Annotated in this window: 13 protein-coding genes and 1 pseudogene; 6 read left to right on the top strand and 8 right to left on the bottom strand. The window is 71.9% G+C overall.

From position 1 onward, the window contains the following. Nucleotides 1-90 precede the first annotated feature (90 nt). Entirely contained in the window at nt 91-1,053 is a 963-nt protein-coding gene (locus tag ACIO5D_RS02810; RefSeq protein WP_363608267.1) for a hypothetical protein, read from the top strand. A 73-nt stretch (nt 1,054-1,126) separates the two neighbouring features. Here ACIO5D_RS02810 and ACIO5D_RS02815 read toward each other — a convergent pair whose 3' ends face one another. Then, nucleotides 1,127-1,768, bottom strand: coding sequence for a TetR/AcrR family transcriptional regulator (locus tag ACIO5D_RS02815; protein ID WP_363608265.1), 642 nt, complete (start codon nt 1,766-1,768; stop codon nt 1,127-1,129). A 79-nt stretch (nt 1,769-1,847) separates the two neighbouring features. Here ACIO5D_RS02815 and ACIO5D_RS02820 point away from each other — a divergent pair, with 79 nt between their 5' ends. Both ACIO5D_RS02820 and ACIO5D_RS02825 read left to right on the top strand, forming a co-directional pair. Continuing rightward, complete coding sequence (locus ACIO5D_RS02820; RefSeq protein ID WP_400793729.1) at nt 1,848-3,197, top strand: carotenoid oxygenase family protein; 1,350 nt, start codon at nt 1,848-1,850, stop codon at nt 3,195-3,197. Between the two features lie 246 nt (nt 3,198-3,443). Further along, nucleotides 3,444-4,274 carry an SDR family NAD(P)-dependent oxidoreductase gene (locus ACIO5D_RS02825; RefSeq protein ID WP_400793730.1) on the top strand — a complete coding sequence of 277 codons (831 nt, stop codon included), beginning with the start codon at nt 3,444-3,446 and terminating at the stop codon, nt 4,272-4,274. 83 nt (nt 4,275-4,357) lie between these two features. Here the strand turns inward: ACIO5D_RS02825 and ACIO5D_RS02830 are convergent, their stop codons facing one another. Beyond that, the gene (locus tag ACIO5D_RS02830) at nt 4,358-5,539 is read right to left on the bottom strand and encodes an acyl-CoA dehydrogenase family protein (protein WP_400793731.1); all 1,182 of its coding nucleotides are present in this window, start codon (nt 5,537-5,539) and stop codon (nt 4,358-4,360) included. Nucleotides 5,540-5,789: 250 nt separating this feature from the next. Between ACIO5D_RS02830 and ACIO5D_RS02835 the strand changes: the two genes are divergently transcribed. Continuing rightward, a complete protein-coding gene (locus tag ACIO5D_RS02835) occupies nt 5,790-6,491 on the top strand; it encodes a DUF899 domain-containing protein (protein ID WP_400793732.1) in 702 nt (233 codons plus the stop codon). Between the two features lie 75 nt (nt 6,492-6,566). On the opposite strand, the gene ACIO5D_RS02840 is transcribed toward ACIO5D_RS02835, so the two are convergent. Both ACIO5D_RS02840 and ACIO5D_RS02845 read right to left on the bottom strand, forming a co-directional pair. Further along, the gene (locus ACIO5D_RS02840) at nt 6,567-7,448 is read right to left on the bottom strand and encodes an alpha/beta hydrolase (RefSeq protein WP_363608255.1); all 882 of its coding nucleotides are present in this window, start codon (nt 7,446-7,448) and stop codon (nt 6,567-6,569) included. A 189-nt stretch (nt 7,449-7,637) separates the two neighbouring features. Further along, nucleotides 7,638-9,053, bottom strand: a complete 1,416-nt coding sequence (locus ACIO5D_RS02845; RefSeq protein WP_363608253.1) for an MFS transporter — start codon at nt 9,051-9,053, stop codon at nt 7,638-7,640. 101 nt (nt 9,054-9,154) lie between these two features. Between ACIO5D_RS02845 and ACIO5D_RS02850 the strand changes: the two genes are divergently transcribed. Further along, nucleotides 9,155-9,997, top strand: coding sequence for a helix-turn-helix transcriptional regulator (locus ACIO5D_RS02850; protein WP_363608251.1), 843 nt, complete (start codon nt 9,155-9,157; stop codon nt 9,995-9,997). Nucleotides 9,998-10,053: 56 nt separating this feature from the next. On the opposite strand, the gene ACIO5D_RS02855 is transcribed toward ACIO5D_RS02850, so the two are convergent. The 3 genes from ACIO5D_RS02855 to ACIO5D_RS02865 all read right to left on the bottom strand — a co-directional run bounded on the left by ACIO5D_RS02855 (nt 10,054) and on the right by ACIO5D_RS02865 (nt 12,719). Next, nucleotides 10,054-10,698, bottom strand: a complete 645-nt coding sequence (locus ACIO5D_RS02855; RefSeq protein ID WP_363608249.1) for a copper resistance CopC family protein — start codon at nt 10,696-10,698, stop codon at nt 10,054-10,056. Continuing rightward, the gene (locus tag ACIO5D_RS02860) at nt 10,691-11,281 is read right to left on the bottom strand and encodes a hypothetical protein (protein WP_363608247.1); all 591 of its coding nucleotides are present in this window, start codon (nt 11,279-11,281) and stop codon (nt 10,691-10,693) included. The genes ACIO5D_RS02855 and ACIO5D_RS02860 overlap by 8 nt, the downstream gene beginning before the upstream one ends. Before the next feature lie 154 nt (nt 11,282-11,435). Continuing rightward, on the bottom strand, nt 11,436-12,719 hold the full coding sequence (locus ACIO5D_RS02865; protein WP_400757000.1) for an ABC1 kinase family protein: 1,284 nt from the start codon (nt 12,717-12,719) through the stop codon (nt 11,436-11,438). A 927-nt stretch (nt 12,720-13,646) separates the two neighbouring features. Between ACIO5D_RS02865 and ACIO5D_RS02870 the strand changes: the two genes are divergently transcribed. After that, nucleotides 13,647-17,891, top strand: a complete 4,245-nt coding sequence (locus ACIO5D_RS02870; protein WP_400793733.1) for a hypothetical protein — start codon at nt 13,647-13,649, stop codon at nt 17,889-17,891. A gap of 5 nt (nt 17,892-17,896) precedes the next feature. Here ACIO5D_RS02870 and ACIO5D_RS02875 read toward each other — a convergent pair. Beyond that, nucleotides 17,897-17,988, bottom strand: a pseudogene (locus ACIO5D_RS02875) (IS5/IS1182 family transposase); the annotation flags it as partial.

A 17,988-nucleotide genomic window follows, 5' to 3' on the forward strand; every position in this document is an offset into this window, starting at 1 on the left:
CGGACTGGGCAGGACGGAAGAAGTCCGCCGCCCGGTGGCGCCCCATACTCCAAACGCCCTGTCCCGCCAGCCCGCAGGAGGCCCACAGCCATGAGCAAGGTGATCGACGCCCGGTCCGCCGTCCGTCCGGCGGTTCCCACCTCCCTGTTCGTCAACGGACACCGCCCAGGACGGCTCGGGCTGACGCTCGGGCTGAGCGTCCTCGGCGGCCTGTTCATCGCGTACGCCTGGAACTCCGAACTGGTCGACCGCGAGATCGGTTTCAACACCGCCACCGCCCTGCTCGGGCACGACGCCCACGGCACCCCGATCGCGGGCATCGCCTCGGGGGTGCTGTTCGCGTTCGTCACGGGCCTGGCCGGCTCCTTCACCGCCTGCAACATCGCGGTCTTCGGCGCGGTCGGCCCGCTGGTCGGCCAGGAGAGGACCCGCCGGGCCAGACTCCTCCAGACGGTGCGTCCGCTGCTGTGGATCGGCGCCGGGCTGGTGCCGGTCTCGGCGGCCTACGGCGCGCTGGTCGGGCTGGCCGGGACCCACCTCCCGCAGTTCGCCACGGCCCCGACCAGCGGCCTCTCGCCGCGGGCGGCGCAGTCGATGACCACCTACGGTCTGATCGGCCTGGCGATGGTGGTGCTGGGCCTGGCCGCCGCCGGGGTGGTCCGCGATCCGCTGGCGGCGCTCTCCCGCCGGTTCCCCAACGCGCCGCTGGTGCTGATCGGCGTGCTGGTCGGCGGCTTCCTGATCGGGCGCCCGTACCCGCTCTTCCGGGACCTCTTCCGGCATGCCGCGAACACCCACAACCCGTTCTACGGCGCGGGTGCCTTCGTGCTCCAGTCGATCGGCAACATCGTGGTCATGGGGCTGCTGTTCGTGCTCCTCTCGGTCACCCTGGGCGACCGGCTGCGGGGCTGGCTGGCCGCCAGGCCCGCGCGGGCGAGCGCGCTGACCGCCGCCGCCTTCCTGGTGGCCGGGGTCTTCACGATCGTCTACTGGGACATCCGGATCCTGGGCCGGCTCGGCTACCTCTGGTTCCCGACGGCGCCCTGGAACTGACCCCCGGCGCGTTCCGCACGCTCCGCACGGCCCGCCGACGGGCCGCGACCGCGGGAGCCCCGGGCCCCGGAGATCAGGCCCGGAGCTCCCGCGCTGTTTTCAACGAGGCCATGGTGTCGGCGAGTTTGTCGCCGGCGCCGACGATCAGGCCGCAGACCTGGGCCTCGAAGCAGGCGTCCGCGTCGTACGGCTCGACCAGGTAGCCGCCGAGCTCCAGGGTGACCAGGCCGTGCAGCGCGATCCACATCTGGTGCGCGACCAGCTGGGCGTCGTGGGCCCGGAAGCGGCCGGCCGTCATGCACCGGACGACGGCCCGGACCAGGATCTCCAGGGTGTAGCGGCCGTGCTGGCGGTCGGCGTCGGTCAGGGCGAAGCCGCCCAGGCCGGCGCCGCCGAACATGATGCCGTACAGGTAGCGGTGCTCCAGGGCGTTGTCCCGGTAGGCGTGGCCGAGCGAGGCGACGTCGGTCACCGGGTCGGGTCCCTCGCCGATGGCGCTCATCCGGCCGTTGAGCCGGACGAAGCCCTCGTGGACCACGGCCCGGACCAGGTCGTCCATGCCGCCGAAGTGGGTGTAGACCGCAGTGGTGGAGGTGCCCACGGCGGCGGCCAGCCGGCGGGTCGAGAGGGCCAGCGGGCCCTCCTCGGCGAGGAGGCGGGCGGCGGCCTCGATGAGCTGCGCGCCGAGTCTGGGGTCTGCTTGACGGGGACTCACCGTTGACATGCTGTCATGGCAGCGGTACACCTGAATAGTAACAGTGTTACGTAACGCCGAGACGCCATGGCGGGTAGCGATGTTGACGCAGAGCCAGTCCGACACCCTTCTTCGCGCCACCCGCCGGGAACCCCGGCCGGTCGCGGGCGAACAGACCGTGCACGCCCCGCGGGTCCGGGGCGAACTCCCGGCCGGACTCGACGGCCTGCTGCTGGCGGCCGGCGCCGGCCCGGGCGCCGGCCCGGACGCCGGCCACCACCTGCACGGCGGCGACCCGCTGGTGCACGGGCTGCGGCTGCGGGACGGCGAGGCGCAGTGGTACCGCAGCCGCTGGCTGCGCACCGACCGGGCCTGCCGGCGGCTCGGCGAGCTCACCGTCCCCGGACCGCGGCGCGCCCTCGCCGACGACGCCGGGGCCGCCCTGGTCGGCCACGGCGGGCGGATCCTGGCGCTCGGCGACGACGGCGCGCTGCCGGTCGAGCTCGGCCCGGAGCTGAACACCGTGGCCCGCGGCGACTTCGACGGCACGCTGCCGAACGGCTTCGCCTCGCACCCGGTGCTCGACCCGGTCACCGGGGAACTGCACGCGGTCGCCTTCGACCACCGCCGCCCCTACGTGGAGCACGTGGCCGTCGACCGGACCGGCCGGGTGCGGCGGGCCCGCCGGATCACCGTCAAGCAGTCCCCGATGATGCACGCCTTCTCGCTCACCGAGCGGTACGCCGTCCTCTACGACCTGCCGGTGGTCGCCGACGGCCCCGGGCCGGGCCCGCGCTACCAGTGGGACGACCGGCACGGCGCCCGGCTCGGCCTGCTGCCCCGCGACGGCGGCGACGACGACATCCTCTGGATCGAGATCGAGCCCTGCTACGTCTTCCACCCCGTCAACGCCTACGAGACCGGCCGGCACCTCGTCATCGACGCGATCCGCCACCCGGCGCCCCGCCCCGGGGCGCACCCGCTCGACCCCGGGCAGGCGGCGCCGGGCCTGTGGCGATGGACGGTGGACCGGCTCTCCGGCACCGTGCTGGAGGAGCAACTCGACGACTTCGTGGAGGAGTTGCCCGGCATCGACCCCCGCCGCAGCGGCCTGCCGCACCGCTACGCCTTCACCACGGCCGTCCGGCCGGACGGCCGCGGCGCCGCCACCGGTACGGCGCTGCTCCGGCACGACCTGCTGACCGGGCGGACGGCGGTGCACCGGGTCGGCGCCGGCCGCACCGTGGGGGAGGGCGTGTTCGTCCCGCGCGGCCCCGGCGCGCCGGAGGGCGACGGCTGGGTACTGGGCCTCGTGCACGACCGGGAGCGGGACAGCGGCTCGCTGGTGGTGGTCGACACCGCCGACTTCACCGGGGCCCCCGTCGCCGAGGTGCTGCTGCCGGACGGGCTCCCGGCCGCCGGGCACACGGCCTGGGTGCCGGGCGGCTGAACCGGGCGCGGCCGGGCCCGAACGCATGTGCGTCAGCGGGCGGCCGCCGGACCGCCCGCCGGACCGGACCGCCCGCGCGGCCGCCGCGGCCTGCGGCGTCGCCCGGAGCGCGGCGCGGACCGGGACCCGCTCGGCTCGCGGCCCGCCCGGACCTTCCTTAGCGTGGATCGGACGCGCCCGCCGTTACGGCGGTGCCGAAGTCCCGCGGGCCGCGTGTCCGGCTCGCCCGAGGGAAGGTGAAACCCGATGGAGAGTCTGCTGGCCGGGAAGACGGCGGTGGTCTACGGACCCGGCGCGATCGGCGGTGCGGTGGCCCGGGCGTTCGTCCGCGAGGGCGCGCGGGTGTTCGTGGCGGGCCGGGGCGAGGCGGCGCTCAAGCAACTGGCCGACGAGCAACTGGTCGACGAGCAGCTGGCCGACGGGGCCGGGCCGTGGCCGGGCTCGCTGGTCACCGCGCAGGTCGACGCGCTCGACCGGGAGGCCGTGGAGGCCTTCGTCGACTCCGTCGTCGAGCGCACGGGCCGGCTGGACGTGTCGTTCTGCGCCACCTCCACGCACCGCCCGGGCGGGGAGCAGGGCGCGGCCCTCGGGGAGCTGTCCTTCGACGACTTCGCGCTGCCGATCATCGACTTCACCCGGGCGCAGTTCACCACCGCCACCGCGGCGGCCGCGCGGATGGTGCCCGCCGGGCGCGGCGTGATCATGATGGCGACGGCGGTGCCCTCGCGCATCCCCTACCCCTACACGGCCGGCTTCGGCCCGGCCTGGGCGGCGGTGGAGGCGTTCTCCCGGACCCTGGCCGCCGAGGTCGGCCCGGCCGGTGTCCGGGTGCTCTGCCTGCACTCGGCCGGTTCGCCGGAGGCGCGGGCCAGTATCGAGAGCACGCTGGCGACCGACCTGCCCGACCTGCCGGGCCGGGCGGAGGGCTGGAACCGCCGCTCCGCCGCCCGCAGCCTGCTGGACCGCGGGCCGTCGCTCGCGCAGGTCGGCGACATGGCGGCCTTCCTGGCCTCGGAGCGGGCCGACGCGACGACGGCGGCCCTGGTCGACCTGACCGGCGGCATGGCGGCGCACTGACGGCGGGACGGCCGGGTACCGACGGCGACGGGCCCGCCGCCCCGGCAAGCGGGACGGCGGGCCCTGGTCCGGCCGCGGACGGCTCAGATGTAGAGGGTGTTCGGCTCCAGACCGCAGAGGATCCGCCCGTACAGCTCGGCGTTGGTGTCCGGGTTGATCAGCGCGTGCAGACCGGCGGCCTGGATGTCCCGGGCGATCCGCTGGAGCGCCACGTCCAGGTAGATCGCGGAACCCCCGCTGATGCTGACGAAGGTGTCGACGGCCTGCTTCGCCAGCCGGGTCGCCTCGCCCTGGTCGTTGCGGACCCGCGCCCGCTCCTCGACCTTCCACTCCTCCCCGCTGGCCGCCTTGGCGTCGACCACGGCCGCGGCCCGCAGGGCGTGGAACTCCGCCTGGTCGATGCGGTTCACCGCCTCCGCGACCCGAAGGTGCGTCACGGGGGCCTCGTTCTGCGCGGTGTAGTCGGTGTAGGTGATCTGCCGGCCGGGCAGCCGCTCGAAGAAGACCTCCTTGGCCGCCTTCGCCAGACCGACCGCCACGCCCACCCCGGAGGCCGCCGCGACCAGGGTGGCCGGGGTGCGCCAGACGGGGGAGTCGGCGTTGGCCTGCGAGAGCCCCTGCGGGCGCATCGCCGCGCTCATCGGGATGATCCGGTGCTGCGGGACGAAGACGTGGTCGGCCAGCGTGGTGACGCTGCCGCTGCCGCGCAGGCCGACGGTGTGCCAGTCGTCCGCGATCTCCAGGTCGGACATCGGGACGAGCAGCATCAGCGGCTCCGGCTCGGCGTCCGGGCGCAGCAGCACGGCGGCGACCTCCTGCCAGCCGGCGTGCCAGGCCCCGCTGATGAACTTCCAGGAGCCGTTGAGCACGACGCCGCCCTCGGCCGGGACGGCGGTGCCGGTCGGGCTGTTGGTGCCGCAGACCCGCGGGTCCGGGGTGGTGAACACCTCGTCCTGGGCGCTGTCCTGGAAGAGCCCGGCGATCCAGGTGGGGATCCAGTACACCGAGGACGTCCAGCCGATGGCCCCGTCGGCCCGGCCGAGCTCCATGGCGACCTGCACCAGCGTCGTCGTGTCGCACTCGTACCCGCCGTAGCGCCGCGGTGTGCGCAGCCGGAAGACGCCGGCCTCCGCCAGGGTGGCGATCGTCGCGTCGCTCAGCCGTCGGTTCTCCTCGGACCAGACCGCCTGCTCCCGGAGGACGGGCACCAGCGCCGCGACCCGGTCGACGATTTCTTCCCGCGTCGGTATTCCACTGGACGACATCATGGCCTCCTGGGCGATTGGGGATGGGTGACCTGACCGTATTTCCGTACGGTGCGGGCGGTCACCGGGGAAACGATTCCACCGGGCCGCCCGGGTGGGCATCTTCAGAATTGCCGAACCCGGCCGGACTGTTTTTCGGTCAGGGCAATCGAGAGGAAGACACGGCGGCGTCCCGCGTGCCACGCTGGACCGACGCATTCGTTCCCGCCCATGCCGTCCCGGTGGGCGGATTTGTCCCCAGGAGGACAACATGGCTATGCCGCCCGTCGTGACCCGGGAGGAATGGCTCGCGGCCCGCAAGGAGCTGCTGGAGCGGGAGAAGGAGCTGACCCGTTTCCGGGACGAGGTCGGGGTGCTCCGGCGCTCGATGCCGGTGGTCAAGGTGGAGAAGGAGTACGTCTTCGAGGCGCCGGGCGGCAACCCCACCCTGCTCGACCTGTTCGCCGGCCGCCGTCAGCTGATCGTCCGGCACTTCATGTTCGAACCGGCCTGGGAGCAGGGCTGCCCGGGCTGTTCGATGCAGGCCGACTCGGTCGGCCACCTCTCCCACCTGCACGCCCGGGACACCTCCTTCGTGATGGTCGCCCTGGCGCCGATCGCCAGGATCGAGCCGTTCCGCGAGCGGATGGGCTGGGACATCCCGTGGGTCTCGTCCTACGGCACCGAGTTCAACCGGGACTTCCACGTCACCACGGACCGCGGTGAGATCCCCGGGGTGAGCACCTTCCTGCGCGAGGGCGACGAGGTCTTCCACACCAACTCGGTGTTCGACCGCGGCGGCGAGGCCACCCTCAGCCCCTACAACTACCTGGAGATGACGGTGCTGGGCCGGCAGGAGGAGGGGCTGGAGCACCCCTGGGACTGGTGGCGCCACCACGACCGCTACGAGGACGCCAACGCCGTCGGCCCCGGCCAGAACTGGTGGAACGGCCAGGACAAGTTCAGCTCCTGAGCGGGCGTCGACCGAACGGCCCGGGCGGCCGGCCTCCACAGCCGGCCGCCCGGGCCGTTTCGGTGCACCCGCCGGTCAGAGCTCCCCGGCGAGGAAACGCAGGATCAGGCTGTTGACCTCGGCCGGCTTCTCGACCAGCCCGACGTGGCCGGCCCCCGGGACGACCTCGGCGTGCGAGCCCTTCGGCAGCGCCTCGGCGATCGCGGCCAGGACGTCCGGGGTGATCGCGAAACTCGGGTCCTCGGAGCCGAACAGGTTGAGCACCGGCTGGCTCGGCGGCGCCCCCCAGACCGCGCCGTGCTCGGCGGCCCAGTCAGGGGTGCCGAACGCGGCCGGGGGGAAGGCCGTGCGGTACAGCGCGAGCGCCGCCCGCAGGTTCTCGGGCGCGCGCAGCGTGTCCTTGGCGTGCGCCACGTCCTCCGTGGCGTCGAACCCCTCGGCCGTGAACTTCCGGTAGACCCAGTCCAGATAGGCCATGTCGTCGTCGGCGATCACCTGCTCCGCCACCGCCATCTGGAAGAACCAGAAGTGGCTCAGCGCGTCGGTGCCCCGGGGGGTGAGCACCATCGGGCCGAACACCGGGAGCGGGGGGACGTCGCAGACCACCAGCTTCGACCAGCGGTCGGCGGCCTGCGCGGCGCCCCACACCGCCGGAGCGCTGAAGTCGTGGCCGACCAGCACGGCGTCGCCGTCGCCGCCCAGCGCCTCGTGCAGGCCGTTGACGTCCGCCACCAGGTCGGCGATGGCGAAGCCGCCGTCCGCCGGGACGGCCGAGGGGGCGAACCCCCGCAGATACGGCGCGACCGCCCGGTAGCCCGCCCCGGCCAGGGCGGGCATCAGGTGGCGGTAGGTCGCCGGGGACATGGGGAACCCGTGCATCAGTAGGGCCAGCGGCCCTTCGCCGAGTTCCAGATAGGAGATGTCGATTCCGTTGACGGCGATGCTTTTGACTGCCACAGGTGGTCCGTTTCCTCGGGGTGGAAAAGAGAGGGTGTCGGCCGGTCCGGTTCGGGCCGGAACGCGGTCACGCGAAGCACGGAGAAACCCGCGGACCGTGCCGCGGGTTTCTCCGTGCCGGGGGCGCTGTTCGATAATCCCGGGAAATCGGACGGATATCTTCTCCGAATGTGCTGAGACCACCCGGTCTCAGTGGCTGGCGGCCCGCTCGCCCACCTCGACCGGCGGCTCCTGGGCGGCCGGGGAGGCGGCCCCGGAGCGGTTGCGCAGCCCCACCCAGAGCAGGCCCACCGCGACCAGGGTGACGGCCACGTCGACGCCGAGCGCGAGGTGGATGCCGTCGAGCTGCACGCTGCGGGTGGCGGCGACCGCGCTGAGGATCGGGATGCCGATCGTCACGGCCACCTGCTGGCTGAGCGCGGCCAGGCCGGTGGCCAGGCCCTGCTCGGAGTCCGGCAGCCCGGAGGTGGCGGTCACCGTGTAGGCGACGATCGAGGTGACATGGCCGAAGAAGCTGATGAACAGGGCGGGGAGCGCCACCGCCAGCATCACGCGGTCGCTGCCGACCAGGACCAGCGGGGCGGTGGCCAGGCCCTGCACCGCCAGACCGACCGCCAGTACGTTCCGGGTGCCGAACCGGCCGATCGCCCGGCCGGCGACCACACCGGCGGCGACGGCGGCCAGGCCGGGCACACCGAAGATCAGCCCCGTGGTCAGCGGCGCGAAGTCCAGCACGTCCTGCAAGTACAGCGTCATCAGGAAGATCAGCGCGCTCTCCATCGAGAACACGACGAGACCGGCGAAGTTGCCCCACTTCACGCTGGGCCGCTTGAGGATCCGGACGGACGCGAGCGGTGCGGGCGACCGCAGTTCGATCAGCCAGAAGACGCCCAGCAGCAGCACGCCGACGGCCGAGATCAGGATGCTCTTGTCGATGACGCCGTAGACGAAGGCCAGCAGGCCGGCGGTCACCGTGACGGCACCGGGCACGTCGAGGCGGACCTTCTCCGGTGCCCGGCTGTCCTCGATCAGCCGGGGCGTCGCCACCAGGATCACCAGCGCGACCGGGACGTTGATCAGGAACGCCCAGCGCCAGCTGAGCAGGCCGACCAGGGTGCCGCCGACCAGGGCGCCCACGGTGAACCCGCCGGACAGCAGGGCGCCGTTCAGGCCGAGCACCCGCTCGCGCATCGCGCCCTCGGAGAACGAGGTGGTGAGCAGGGACAGCGCCGCCGGAGCCGCCATCGCGGTCGAAAGGCCCTGCAGGACACGGGCGGTGAGCAGCAGACCGGGGTCGTCCGCCACCCCGCCGAGCACCGAGGCGACGGTCAGCAGGACGATGCCCGCGAGGAAGAGCCGGCGGCGGCCGAAGAGATCGGCGATCCGGCCGAACAGCAGGGTGAAGCCCGCGGCGGGCAGCGCGTACGCCGACGCGACCCACGGTAGGTCTTCGCTGGACATCCCGATCCCGGAACCGATCTGGGGCAGCGCGACGTTGAGGATGGAGAAGTCGACGGAGAGCATGAACTGGGCGCCCAGCAGGACGAAAAGCGTGAGTTTCAGCCGGGTGCTCATGCGCTGCCGCGAGTCGGGATGCGTGGTCATGGAGCAAGGGTGGGAGAAGACCCGACTCCTAGCCAGACTCTTGTCGTTCGTCTCACCAGGAAGGCTAGCCTTCCCAGTCGTACCTTCAGCATAATGAAGCCATGGATGAGTTAGGCGCATTCCTCAAGTCCCGTCGGGGCCGCATCAGTCCCTCGGACGTCGGACTTGTCCGCTACGGTGAGCGCCGCCGCGTACCGGGCCTGCGGCGCGAGGAGCTCGCCCAGCTCGCCGGGGTCAGCGTCTCCTACTACGCCCGGCTGGAGCAGGGGCTGGGGCAGAACGTCTCGGACGCCATACTGGACGCGCTGGCCCGCGCGCTGCGGCTCGACGCCGCCGAGCGCGCCCACCTGGCGGTGCTCGCCCGGCCCCGGCGGGCGGCCGCCGGAGCGGCCCGCCGCGAGGACGGCCCGCTGCCCGAGGGCCTGGAGCGGTTGCTGGCGATGATGGCCGGGGTGCCCGTCATGGTGCTCTCCCCGACCTCGGACGTACTCGCCTGGAACGACCTCGCGCACGCCCTGTTCGCCGGCCACCGCACGGAGCTGCCGAACATGACCCGGATGGTCTTCCTCGACCCACGGACCCGCGAGCTGTTCGTCAACTGGCCGGAGAAGTCCCGCTCCGTCGTGGCCCACCTCCGGATGGTCGCGGCCAGGCTCCCGGGCGACCGGCGGGTCCGCGCACTCGTCAACGAACTCCTCAGGGCCAGCCCGGAGTTCGCCTCCCTCTGGCAGGACCACTCGGTGGCCACCTGTGATTCCTTCACCAACGTCCTGCGCCACCCGCTGGCGGGCGAGCTGACGGTCCATCAGGAAGTGCTGCGTGGCGACGACCCGGAGCTGATGGTGGTGGCCTTCACCGTCGAGCCCGGATCCCCCTCGGAGGCGGCGCTGCGACGGCTGGCCGCCGCCGGAACGCCGCTGGACCGGCGGGTGCCGGTCGCCTGAGGGCGCGCCCGCCGGGGGCGTGCCCCGGCCACCGGGCGCCTTTCACCTGGCACCCGTCACCTGGCGCGCGGGCGCCGTACCACCAGCGGCACCACGACGGCCAGCAGCACCGCGTCCACGACCAGCAGGCCGATGTTGAACGGCCCCTCCATGTCGTGGCCGTGGCTGTGGCCACCCGCCGCCGACTCCTGCGAATCGTCCTCGTCCGGGTCGGCGGACCGGGAACCGGTGCCGGAACCGACGGTGAACTCCGTCGTCCCCGACACCACCCGGCCCCGGTCCAGGCCCAGCCGGTAGGTGACCAGATACGTGCCCGGCCCGGAGACGGCGACCGGCACCGACAGCCGGCCCCCGTCGAGCACCGGGCTGCCGGTGGTCACCGAGGCGCCGTCCGGCGCGTTCACCGCCAGCATCACGGACGAGGAACGCACCGGGCCGTCGAAGTCCAGTGACACCTCGGTGGGCGCAAGCTCGACCGTGCCGCCGGCCGCGGGGCTCGCCCGGCCGAGGCGGACCGGCTCCGCCGAACTGATCCACGCCACCGCCGCCAGCACCACCGCCAGCAGGGCGATCCCGACCGCCATCGTCCGCTGGAACGACCGGGCGGCCCGCCGTTCGGGCCGGTCGGCCGGGTCCGCCCGCCGGTCCGCTTCCTGTTCCGCCTGCTGGTCCGCCACCGGGGCGCCGACCAGTTCAGGCATGGCTGGCGACCGTCGTCCGGGACGGCTCCTGCGCCCGGCAGCTGCACGTCATCTCCGCCAGCTCGGCCTGGCTCGGCCGCAGGTGGAGATACATGCCGATGACCATCGGGATGAAGACGATGGTGTTGTAGAAGAGGTGCAGCTCCACCCGGGCGATCAGCAGCTGCAGGACGCTGGTCGGTGCCGACTTGCCGAAGAGGTAGTGGCCGGTCTGCGCCTGGATGATCAGCAGCAGGTGTTCGATGTGGTGCCAGAACTGGATGCCCAGCGCGATCGTCCACCACGTCCGGCTGCGCCCGGTGAAGCCGCGGCGCAGCGCGAAGAGACCGATGATCATCACCAGCGCGTAGCCGTAGTGCAGCCACTCGGAGGTGACCAGCCAGGGATAGGCGAGGCCGAGTGCGCCCTTGGCCTTCGGCACGGGCCAGCCGAGGCCCCAGATCTGGTACGCCTGCGTGATGTGTTCGGCCCAGTGCCCGAGGACGATCAGCAGGAACCCGTTCAGTGCTGCGCGGTGATGCGATCCGTTGAGGCGGTCCAGCAGACTGCTGCCGGTGGCTCTCGGTTCCCCGGTCTTCGTCACAGGAACTCCAGTGGGGCGTAGGTGGGTGAGGGGGCCCAGCCGGCCGCGGCGGACACGCCGTGGGGCCGCGCGGCGCCCGGACCAATGTGCCCGAGCCGCCCGCGACCGGCTTCTTCGAGGTTGCCCAGGTGGCGCGAAGTCACCTGGTGCCGGGTCAGTCGGCCGGGGCCCGCAGCGCCTCCATGAGGACGGGCACCGCCTCCGCCTGGAAGTCCACCCCCGCGTCGAACTCCTTGATCATCCCCTCGATCACCAGCATGGAGAGCAGCGGGAAGGCGAACTCCGCCGCGGCGAAGATCCCGTGGTCCCGCTGGACCCGAAAGAGCCGCGGCGCGAAGGCCGCCAGGTCGAAGTCGCCGGACAGGGCCCCGGTCGCCTCGGCGACGAGCTTCTCCACCGCCGCCCGGAAGCTCTCCAGATCGCACGTCTCCGGCACCACGGCGGCGCTCTCGATGGTGATGTCCGCACACCGCCGGCCCCGGCCGAGCGCCATGTTCAGGAAGAATTCGCCGAACAGCCGCCGCACCCGGTCCGGCAGGCGGACGACGAACCCGGCGTCCAGGACGACGACCTCCGAACGGTCCGTCAGATAGAGGTTCCCCGGATGCAGATCGCAGTGGACCGTCCCGTCCAGGAAGAGCATCCGGTACACCGCCAGCAGGACCGTGCGCACGATCTCCCGGCGCTCCGGCGCGGGGCGCGCGTCGGGGCTGAACCGGCCGAGACCCGTCATGAACTCCATGACCACGGTCTCCTCGGAGCAGAACGCGTCGTACGGCTCGGGCAGCCGGACGCCGGCCACCCCGGCCAGGTTGCGGCGCAGGGTGTGCAGGGACGCCAGCTCCGCCGTCAGGTCGAGCTGGCCGAGGATGGCCCCGCCCACCTGGCGGACCATCTCCTCGGCCGGCAGCTTGCGCAGCGAGGGCACCCACCGGCCGGCCCGGACGACGGCGGTGATCAGCCGCAGGTCGGTCTCCAGGGCGCGGGCGACGCCGGGGCGCCGCACCTTCAGCGCCACCTCGCGGCCGTCCAGCAGGACCGCCCGGTGCACGGTGGCGATGCTCCCGGCCGCCACCGGCTCCCAGCCGACCGAGGCGAACGGCCACCGCTCCGGCGGCCCGTACGCCGCGCGCGCGACCGCCTCGATCGCGGCCGCCGGCGGCGCGGGCACCGCGTCGGTGAGCCCGCCCAGGGCCTGGCAGATCCGAGCCGGCAGCAGATCCCGCCGGGTGCTCAGCAGTTGCCCGCCCTTGACGAAGAACGGGCCGAGCGCTATCAGCAGCGCGGGCAGCGCCGAGTCGGCGCGGGCGGCCCTGCCGCGGCCGGGGGAGAGCCGCCGGGCCGCCGCCCTGAGCAGATGGCGGCCGACGATCAGCAGGACCTGGCAGAACCTCGCGACCAGGTCCCACCGGCCGACTTTCCTGGGCTGTCCTGTCATGGTGATCCGTCGCCTCGCTTCCGTCATCAGTGGGGGAGCGGCCCCGGCCCCGCCGCCTGCCCGCCCTCGGGCGGGCAGGCCCGGTCCGAACCGCTCCGTGGCGCCGTACGACTGCCCGGGAACCGCCGCGACGGCATGCCGGAGGAGGACGGCCGGCCCGGCACGTCGTACGGCCGTGGGTCGCGCCCCCTGTCCGCCATGAGTATTGCGGGCCCGAATCCAGCGGCAATCTTCGGTATTGCCCTCTCTGTCGCGGACCGGCCTCCCCGCACCCTCCACCGTCCTGATGGACCGTCGGTCTGAGTGACAGTCATTCGAGGCCATGGCATGCGGACCTGACGGCGAGGGCTCGGGTAGGGCCGGACGGGTGCTTTCCGGCGCGATGTCACGTCCACGGCGTCATTCGCACCGGCCGAACCCCTCTTCCAAGGTGATGCCCGGCTGTCGAACGCGAAGGCCGGGCATGGCCGAGGAGAGCGTGACCGACCGATGGACGACACCTGCTTCCCGTGTCTGCGGGCGCCGCACGCGGTCCCGCGCGCCTTCCCCCGTGTCCTCCCGTGGGCTCTTCCGCACCTCTTCTGCGGCCTCCTGCCGCGCGTCCTTCCGAACCTCCTCCCGCACGCCGACGCCTACGCCGTGCCGGCCCGGCGCCCCGGCGCCCGTCCTCCTCCCGGCCGTGGAGGAGCTGTCGCTGCGTTCCTGGTCCGCTGATCCGCGGCGGTGGCCGGAGGTCCCCGCTTCCTCCCGGCCGACGCCGCTCCGCCTTGCCATATCGAGACGGTGCGTGTGCGCCCGTATTTCTGGAAGGGATCCACCATGAGACGATGCGCGGCCTCGCGCCTGGCCCGGGAGCGACGCAGAGCTGGCCCGCCGGATGCCGGTTCACCCGGTGCCGCCGGTCCCGCCGCCGGCCGGTCGCCGGGTATGAGGGCGTTCGCGCTGCTGGTCGCGCTGTGGGGCGTGGTGCGTCTCGCGGCGGGCCGGACCGCGTCGCGGGCCCGCCGAGGGCCCGGGCGTCCGCCGAGGGCGGCCCGGGCGGTGCTCACCGTCCTCGTCGCGACGGCCGCGGCGGTGTCCTCGTTCTCGCTGCCCGCCTCGCTGGCCTCGTTCGCACCCCCCTCGGCGAACGCGGCGAACGGGAGCAAGGCGCCGGCACCCCCCGCACCGTCGCGGGCCGCCGTCCCCCCGTTGAGCAAGACCGGCGTCGACCTGACGAACGGCAGCACGACCACCGCCGACCACGGCGACACCCTCCAGTGGGTGGTGTCGTACAGCAACCCGGCCTCCACCGTGCAGCCGGCCACCGTCACGGACGTGATCCAGGGCGGTCCGGGCAGTACACCGCAGACCCAGACCTATGTGCCGGGCTCGCTGAAGGTCCCGCCCGGGTTCACCCCGCAGTGGTCCACCGACGGCGGCACCACCTTCCAGACGACCGATCAGGGCACCGCCACCAACGTGGTCCAGGCCACCAACCCCAACACCGGGTCGCCGGCCACCAGCACGACCAACCTGATCCCCGCGCCGTTCACCCCGGTCGACACCGCGACCGGCGGGGACGGCTTCATCCCGATCCTGTTCACCGCCACCGTCAACGGCCAGCCGGTCCGCGAGGCGTGGAACATCTACCACCACGCCGGAACCTCGCCCCTGCCCATCGTGGTCTGCACGGACCTGGACACCAACGGACCGTGCCCCAGCCCGACCGGCGCGCCGCAGACCTGGCCCCGGCCCCTGAACTCCTCCGCCGCCGGTGCGACCACGGGTGACGTGCGCACCACGCGCAAGGAGCAGTACGTCCTGCTGGGCGACCAGCTGTACTACCCCGCGTCCCTCACCTCGACCCCCACCCAGATCGGCGTCGGCTGCCTCAACCTCCAGACCCAGCAGAGCTGCGGGTTCACCTCCCTGCAGAGCGCGACCGCGGCCGGCGGAAACGGCATCGGCGGTCTGGTGCAGGCGGCCAACGGCCTGATCTACGGGGTGTCCACCAGCGGGCAGGTGCTCTGCTACGACCCGACGACCAACACGGGCTGCGGCACCTTCAGCATCGGCCTGGGCCCCAACACCAGCGCCACCAACAGCCCGACACCCAACGACTACTTCGGCACGACGGACCTCGTCAACGGGAAGATCTACATCACCGACACCGCGAACATCGGAGGGGTCAACACCTCGCAGATGTCGTGCTTCGACCCCGCGACCAACGCGGCCTGCACCGGCTGGGCCGTCCCGAAGACGCTGGCCGTCGAGACCGGCGTCCCCAACTTCACCGTCGTCAACGACAACATCTTCACGGACTACGACGCGGCCGGGAACATCCTCGGCGTCTGCACGACCGTGGGCGCGGACAGCACCGCGTCCTCGAACCCGGCGCAGGGGACCGTTCAGTGCTTCAGCCTCACCGGTGCCTCCATCGCCGTGCCCCCGGGTCTTCAGGCCCTGGTCGGCGCGCATGCCGCGCCCCTCGGGCAGAACGTCTACATGAACCCGTTGACGATCACCGCGCCGAACGGGCACCTGGAGACCGAATTCCCCTACTGGTCGAGCACGCCCACCGTCGCCGACTACAACTACTGCTACGACTGGGTGACCCAGGCCCCGTGCGCCTCCTACGGCACGGGCGGCACCCTGTCGGGGCCGCCGAACGTCAACGGCGGCGTCACCCGCCCCTACGGCTACGCCTACGACGGGCAGTGCAAGTACGGCCTGGGCGACAGCGGCTACCTGTGGTCCATGGACCCGGTCACCGGTGCCGCCCCCTGCCTGAGGCTCACCGCCGTCTCGATGCTCAACCCGGCCCAGTTCTACTGCGACGGGAAGACCGGACACGTGACCTCGTACGGCACGGTGTCACTCGCGGACATCGATCCGACCACCGTGAACTTCGCGGCCTCGTCGGTGACCGTGAAGGACTCCAGCGGCAACGTGCTGGGCACGTTCCCGTTCAACCCCACTACCGGGACGGCGGACATCTCCTCCATCCCCGTGTCGACGTCACCCATCACGGTCGACTCCAACATCTCGCTGCTCAACGGTTCGTCGTTCACCCCGACCAACCACCCGATGACCGTGGTCTCGTTCGTCGGTGACCCGCCGCAGGTCTGCTTCGACACCACCGTGGGCACCGACTGCTCCATCACCTCGGTCTCCAACCAGGCCACCTCGGTCACCGGCACCCTGCCCGCCGTCACCTCGAACACGGTGACCTTCCAGGTCACCCCGGGCGCCGGCTGCCAGCCGGCGATGACCGTGCTCAAGGAGGTCTGCACCAGCTCGAACCCGGCCGACTGTCAAAGCGGCGGAATCGGACCATGGGCATCCAGTGCCTCCGTCCCCTCCGGCGGGACGGCGTACTGGCGGATCACCGCCACCAACACGGGCCAGGTGAACCTCACCGGGATCACGCTGAACGACGGCGTCGCCCCGTCATGTGTGACGGCGGCGGGAACGTTCAGTCTGGCGGCCGGCGCGAGCACACAGTTCTACTGCTCCAGCCCCGGCATCACCGCGTCCACCACCAATGTGGTCACCGCCACCTTCCCGCCTCCGGGCGGAGGCCAGCCCATCACGACTCCGCCATCCTCGGCGACGGCTGATGTGCCGTCGATGACGGTGTTGAAGGAGGTCTGTCTCTCGGCCAGTGCCGCTGACTGTGGTCAGGGTGGTGTGGGTCCGTGGGGTCCGGTCACTGATGTTCCGTCGGGTGGGACTGCCTATTGGCGGATTACCGCGACGAACACCGATGGTGTGGCGATCACGGGTATCACGCTGAACGACACGGTCGCTCCGTCGTGTGTGACGGCTGCCGGGACGTTCAGCCTGGCTGCTGGTGCGAGCATGCAGTTCTTCTGCTCGAGTGCGAATATCACGGCCTCGACGACGAACGTGGTGACGGCGTCGTTCGTGCCGCCGGGTTCTCCGCCGGGGACGCCTCCGGTCACGACTCCGCCGTCTTCGGCGACGGCGAATGTGTCGTCGTTGACGATCGACAAGGAGGTTTGTGGGTCGACGACGGTTGCTGACTGTCAGTCGGGTGGTGTGGGTCCGTGGGTGAAGGTGACGGATGTTCCGTCGGGTGGTACCGCGTACTGGCGGATCGCTGTGACGAACACGGACGGGACGGCGATCTCGGGTGCGACGCTGACCGACACGGTTGCTCCGTCGTGTGTGTCGGCCGCGGGTACGTTTACGGTGCCGGCGGGTCAGACGGTGTTCTTCTACTGTTCGAGCGCCAACATCACGCAGACGACCACGAACACGGTGACGGCGACGTATGTGCCGCCGGGCGGCACGATCCCGGTGACCACGAGCCCCTCTTCGGCGACGGCGAACGTCTCCACGCTGACGGTGCTGAAGGAGGTCTGTCTCTCGGCCAGTGCCGCTGACTGTGGTCAGGGTGGTGTGGGTCCGTGGGGTCCGGTCACCAGTGTCCCCTCGGGTGGGACGGCGTACTGGCGGATCACCGTCACCAACACCGACGGGACGGCGATCTCGGGTGCGACGCTGACCGACACGGTTGCTCCGTCGTGTGTGTCGGCCGCGGGTACGTTTACGGTGCCGGCGGGTCAGACGGTGTTCTTCTACTGTTCGAGCGCCAACATCACGCAGTCGACCACGAACGTGGTGACGGCGAACTACGTGCCTCCGGGTTCTCCGCCCGGTACGCCTCCGACGACCACTCCGCCGTCCCAGGCCACGGCGAACGTGCCGTCGATGACGGTGCTGAAGGAGGTCTGTCTCTCGGCCAGTGCCGCTGACTGTGGTCAGGGCGGTGTCGGTCCGTGGGGTCCGTCGACCAGCGTTCCGTCGGGTGGTACGGCGTACTGGCGGATCACGGTGACGAACACCGATGGCGTGGACATCCCCGGTGTGACGTTGAACGACAGTGTTGCTCCGTCGTGTGTGACGGCGGCTGGTTCGTTCGATCTGCCGGCGGCTGCGACGAAGCGGTTCTTCTGCTCGACCACGAACATCACCCAGTCGACGACCAACGTGGTGACGGCGTCGTTCGTGCCTCCGGGCTCCCCGCCGGGGACGCCTCCGACGACCACTCCACCGTCCCAGGCGACCGCGAACGTGCCGTCGCTGACCGTGCTGAAGGAGGTGTGTCTCTCCGGTAACGGGACCAACTGCCAGCCTGGTGGTCCGGGTCCGTGGGGTAACTGATCGTTTCAGAATGAGGTTCGGAGCTTTCGCAGGCAGATGATGCTGCAGGCGAGTTGGAGCAGGCCGAGGTGGAGGTCGGCGCGTATCTCGTAGCGGA

Source organism: Kitasatospora sp. NPDC087315 (genome assembly GCF_044744345.1).
Lineage (GTDB): Bacteria > Actinomycetota > Actinomycetes > Streptomycetales > Streptomycetaceae > Kitasatospora.

Excerpts from the sequence above, each read along its gene's own strand:
- ACIO5D_RS02835 (WP_400793732.1), top strand. The coding sequence starts at position 5,790 with ATGGCTATGCCGCCCGTCGTGACCCGGGAGGAATGGCTCGCGGCCCGC.
- ACIO5D_RS02820 (WP_400793729.1), top strand. The coding sequence starts at position 1,848 with ATGTTGACGCAGAGCCAGTCCGACACCCTTCTTCGCGCCACCCGCCGG.
- ACIO5D_RS02825 (WP_400793730.1), top strand. The coding sequence starts at position 3,444 with ATGGAGAGTCTGCTGGCCGGGAAGACGGCGGTGGTCTACGGACCCGGC.
- ACIO5D_RS02870 (WP_400793733.1), top strand. The coding sequence starts at position 13,647 with ATGAGGGCGTTCGCGCTGCTGGTCGCGCTGTGGGGCGTGGTGCGTCTC.
- ACIO5D_RS02865 (WP_400757000.1), bottom strand. The coding sequence starts at position 12,719 with ATGACAGGACAGCCCAGGAAAGTCGGCCGGTGGGACCTGGTCGCGAGG.
- ACIO5D_RS02810 (WP_363608267.1), top strand. The coding sequence starts at position 91 with ATGAGCAAGGTGATCGACGCCCGGTCCGCCGTCCGTCCGGCGGTTCCC.
- ACIO5D_RS02855 (WP_363608249.1), bottom strand. The coding sequence starts at position 10,698 with ATGCCTGAACTGGTCGGCGCCCCGGTGGCGGACCAGCAGGCGGAACAG.
- ACIO5D_RS02845 (WP_363608253.1), bottom strand. The coding sequence starts at position 9,053 with ATGACCACGCATCCCGACTCGCGGCAGCGCATGAGCACCCGGCTGAAA.
- ACIO5D_RS02830 (WP_400793731.1), bottom strand. The coding sequence starts at position 5,539 with ATGTCGTCCAGTGGAATACCGACGCGGGAAGAAATCGTCGACCGGGTC.
- ACIO5D_RS02850 (WP_363608251.1), top strand. The coding sequence starts at position 9,155 with ATGGATGAGTTAGGCGCATTCCTCAAGTCCCGTCGGGGCCGCATCAGT.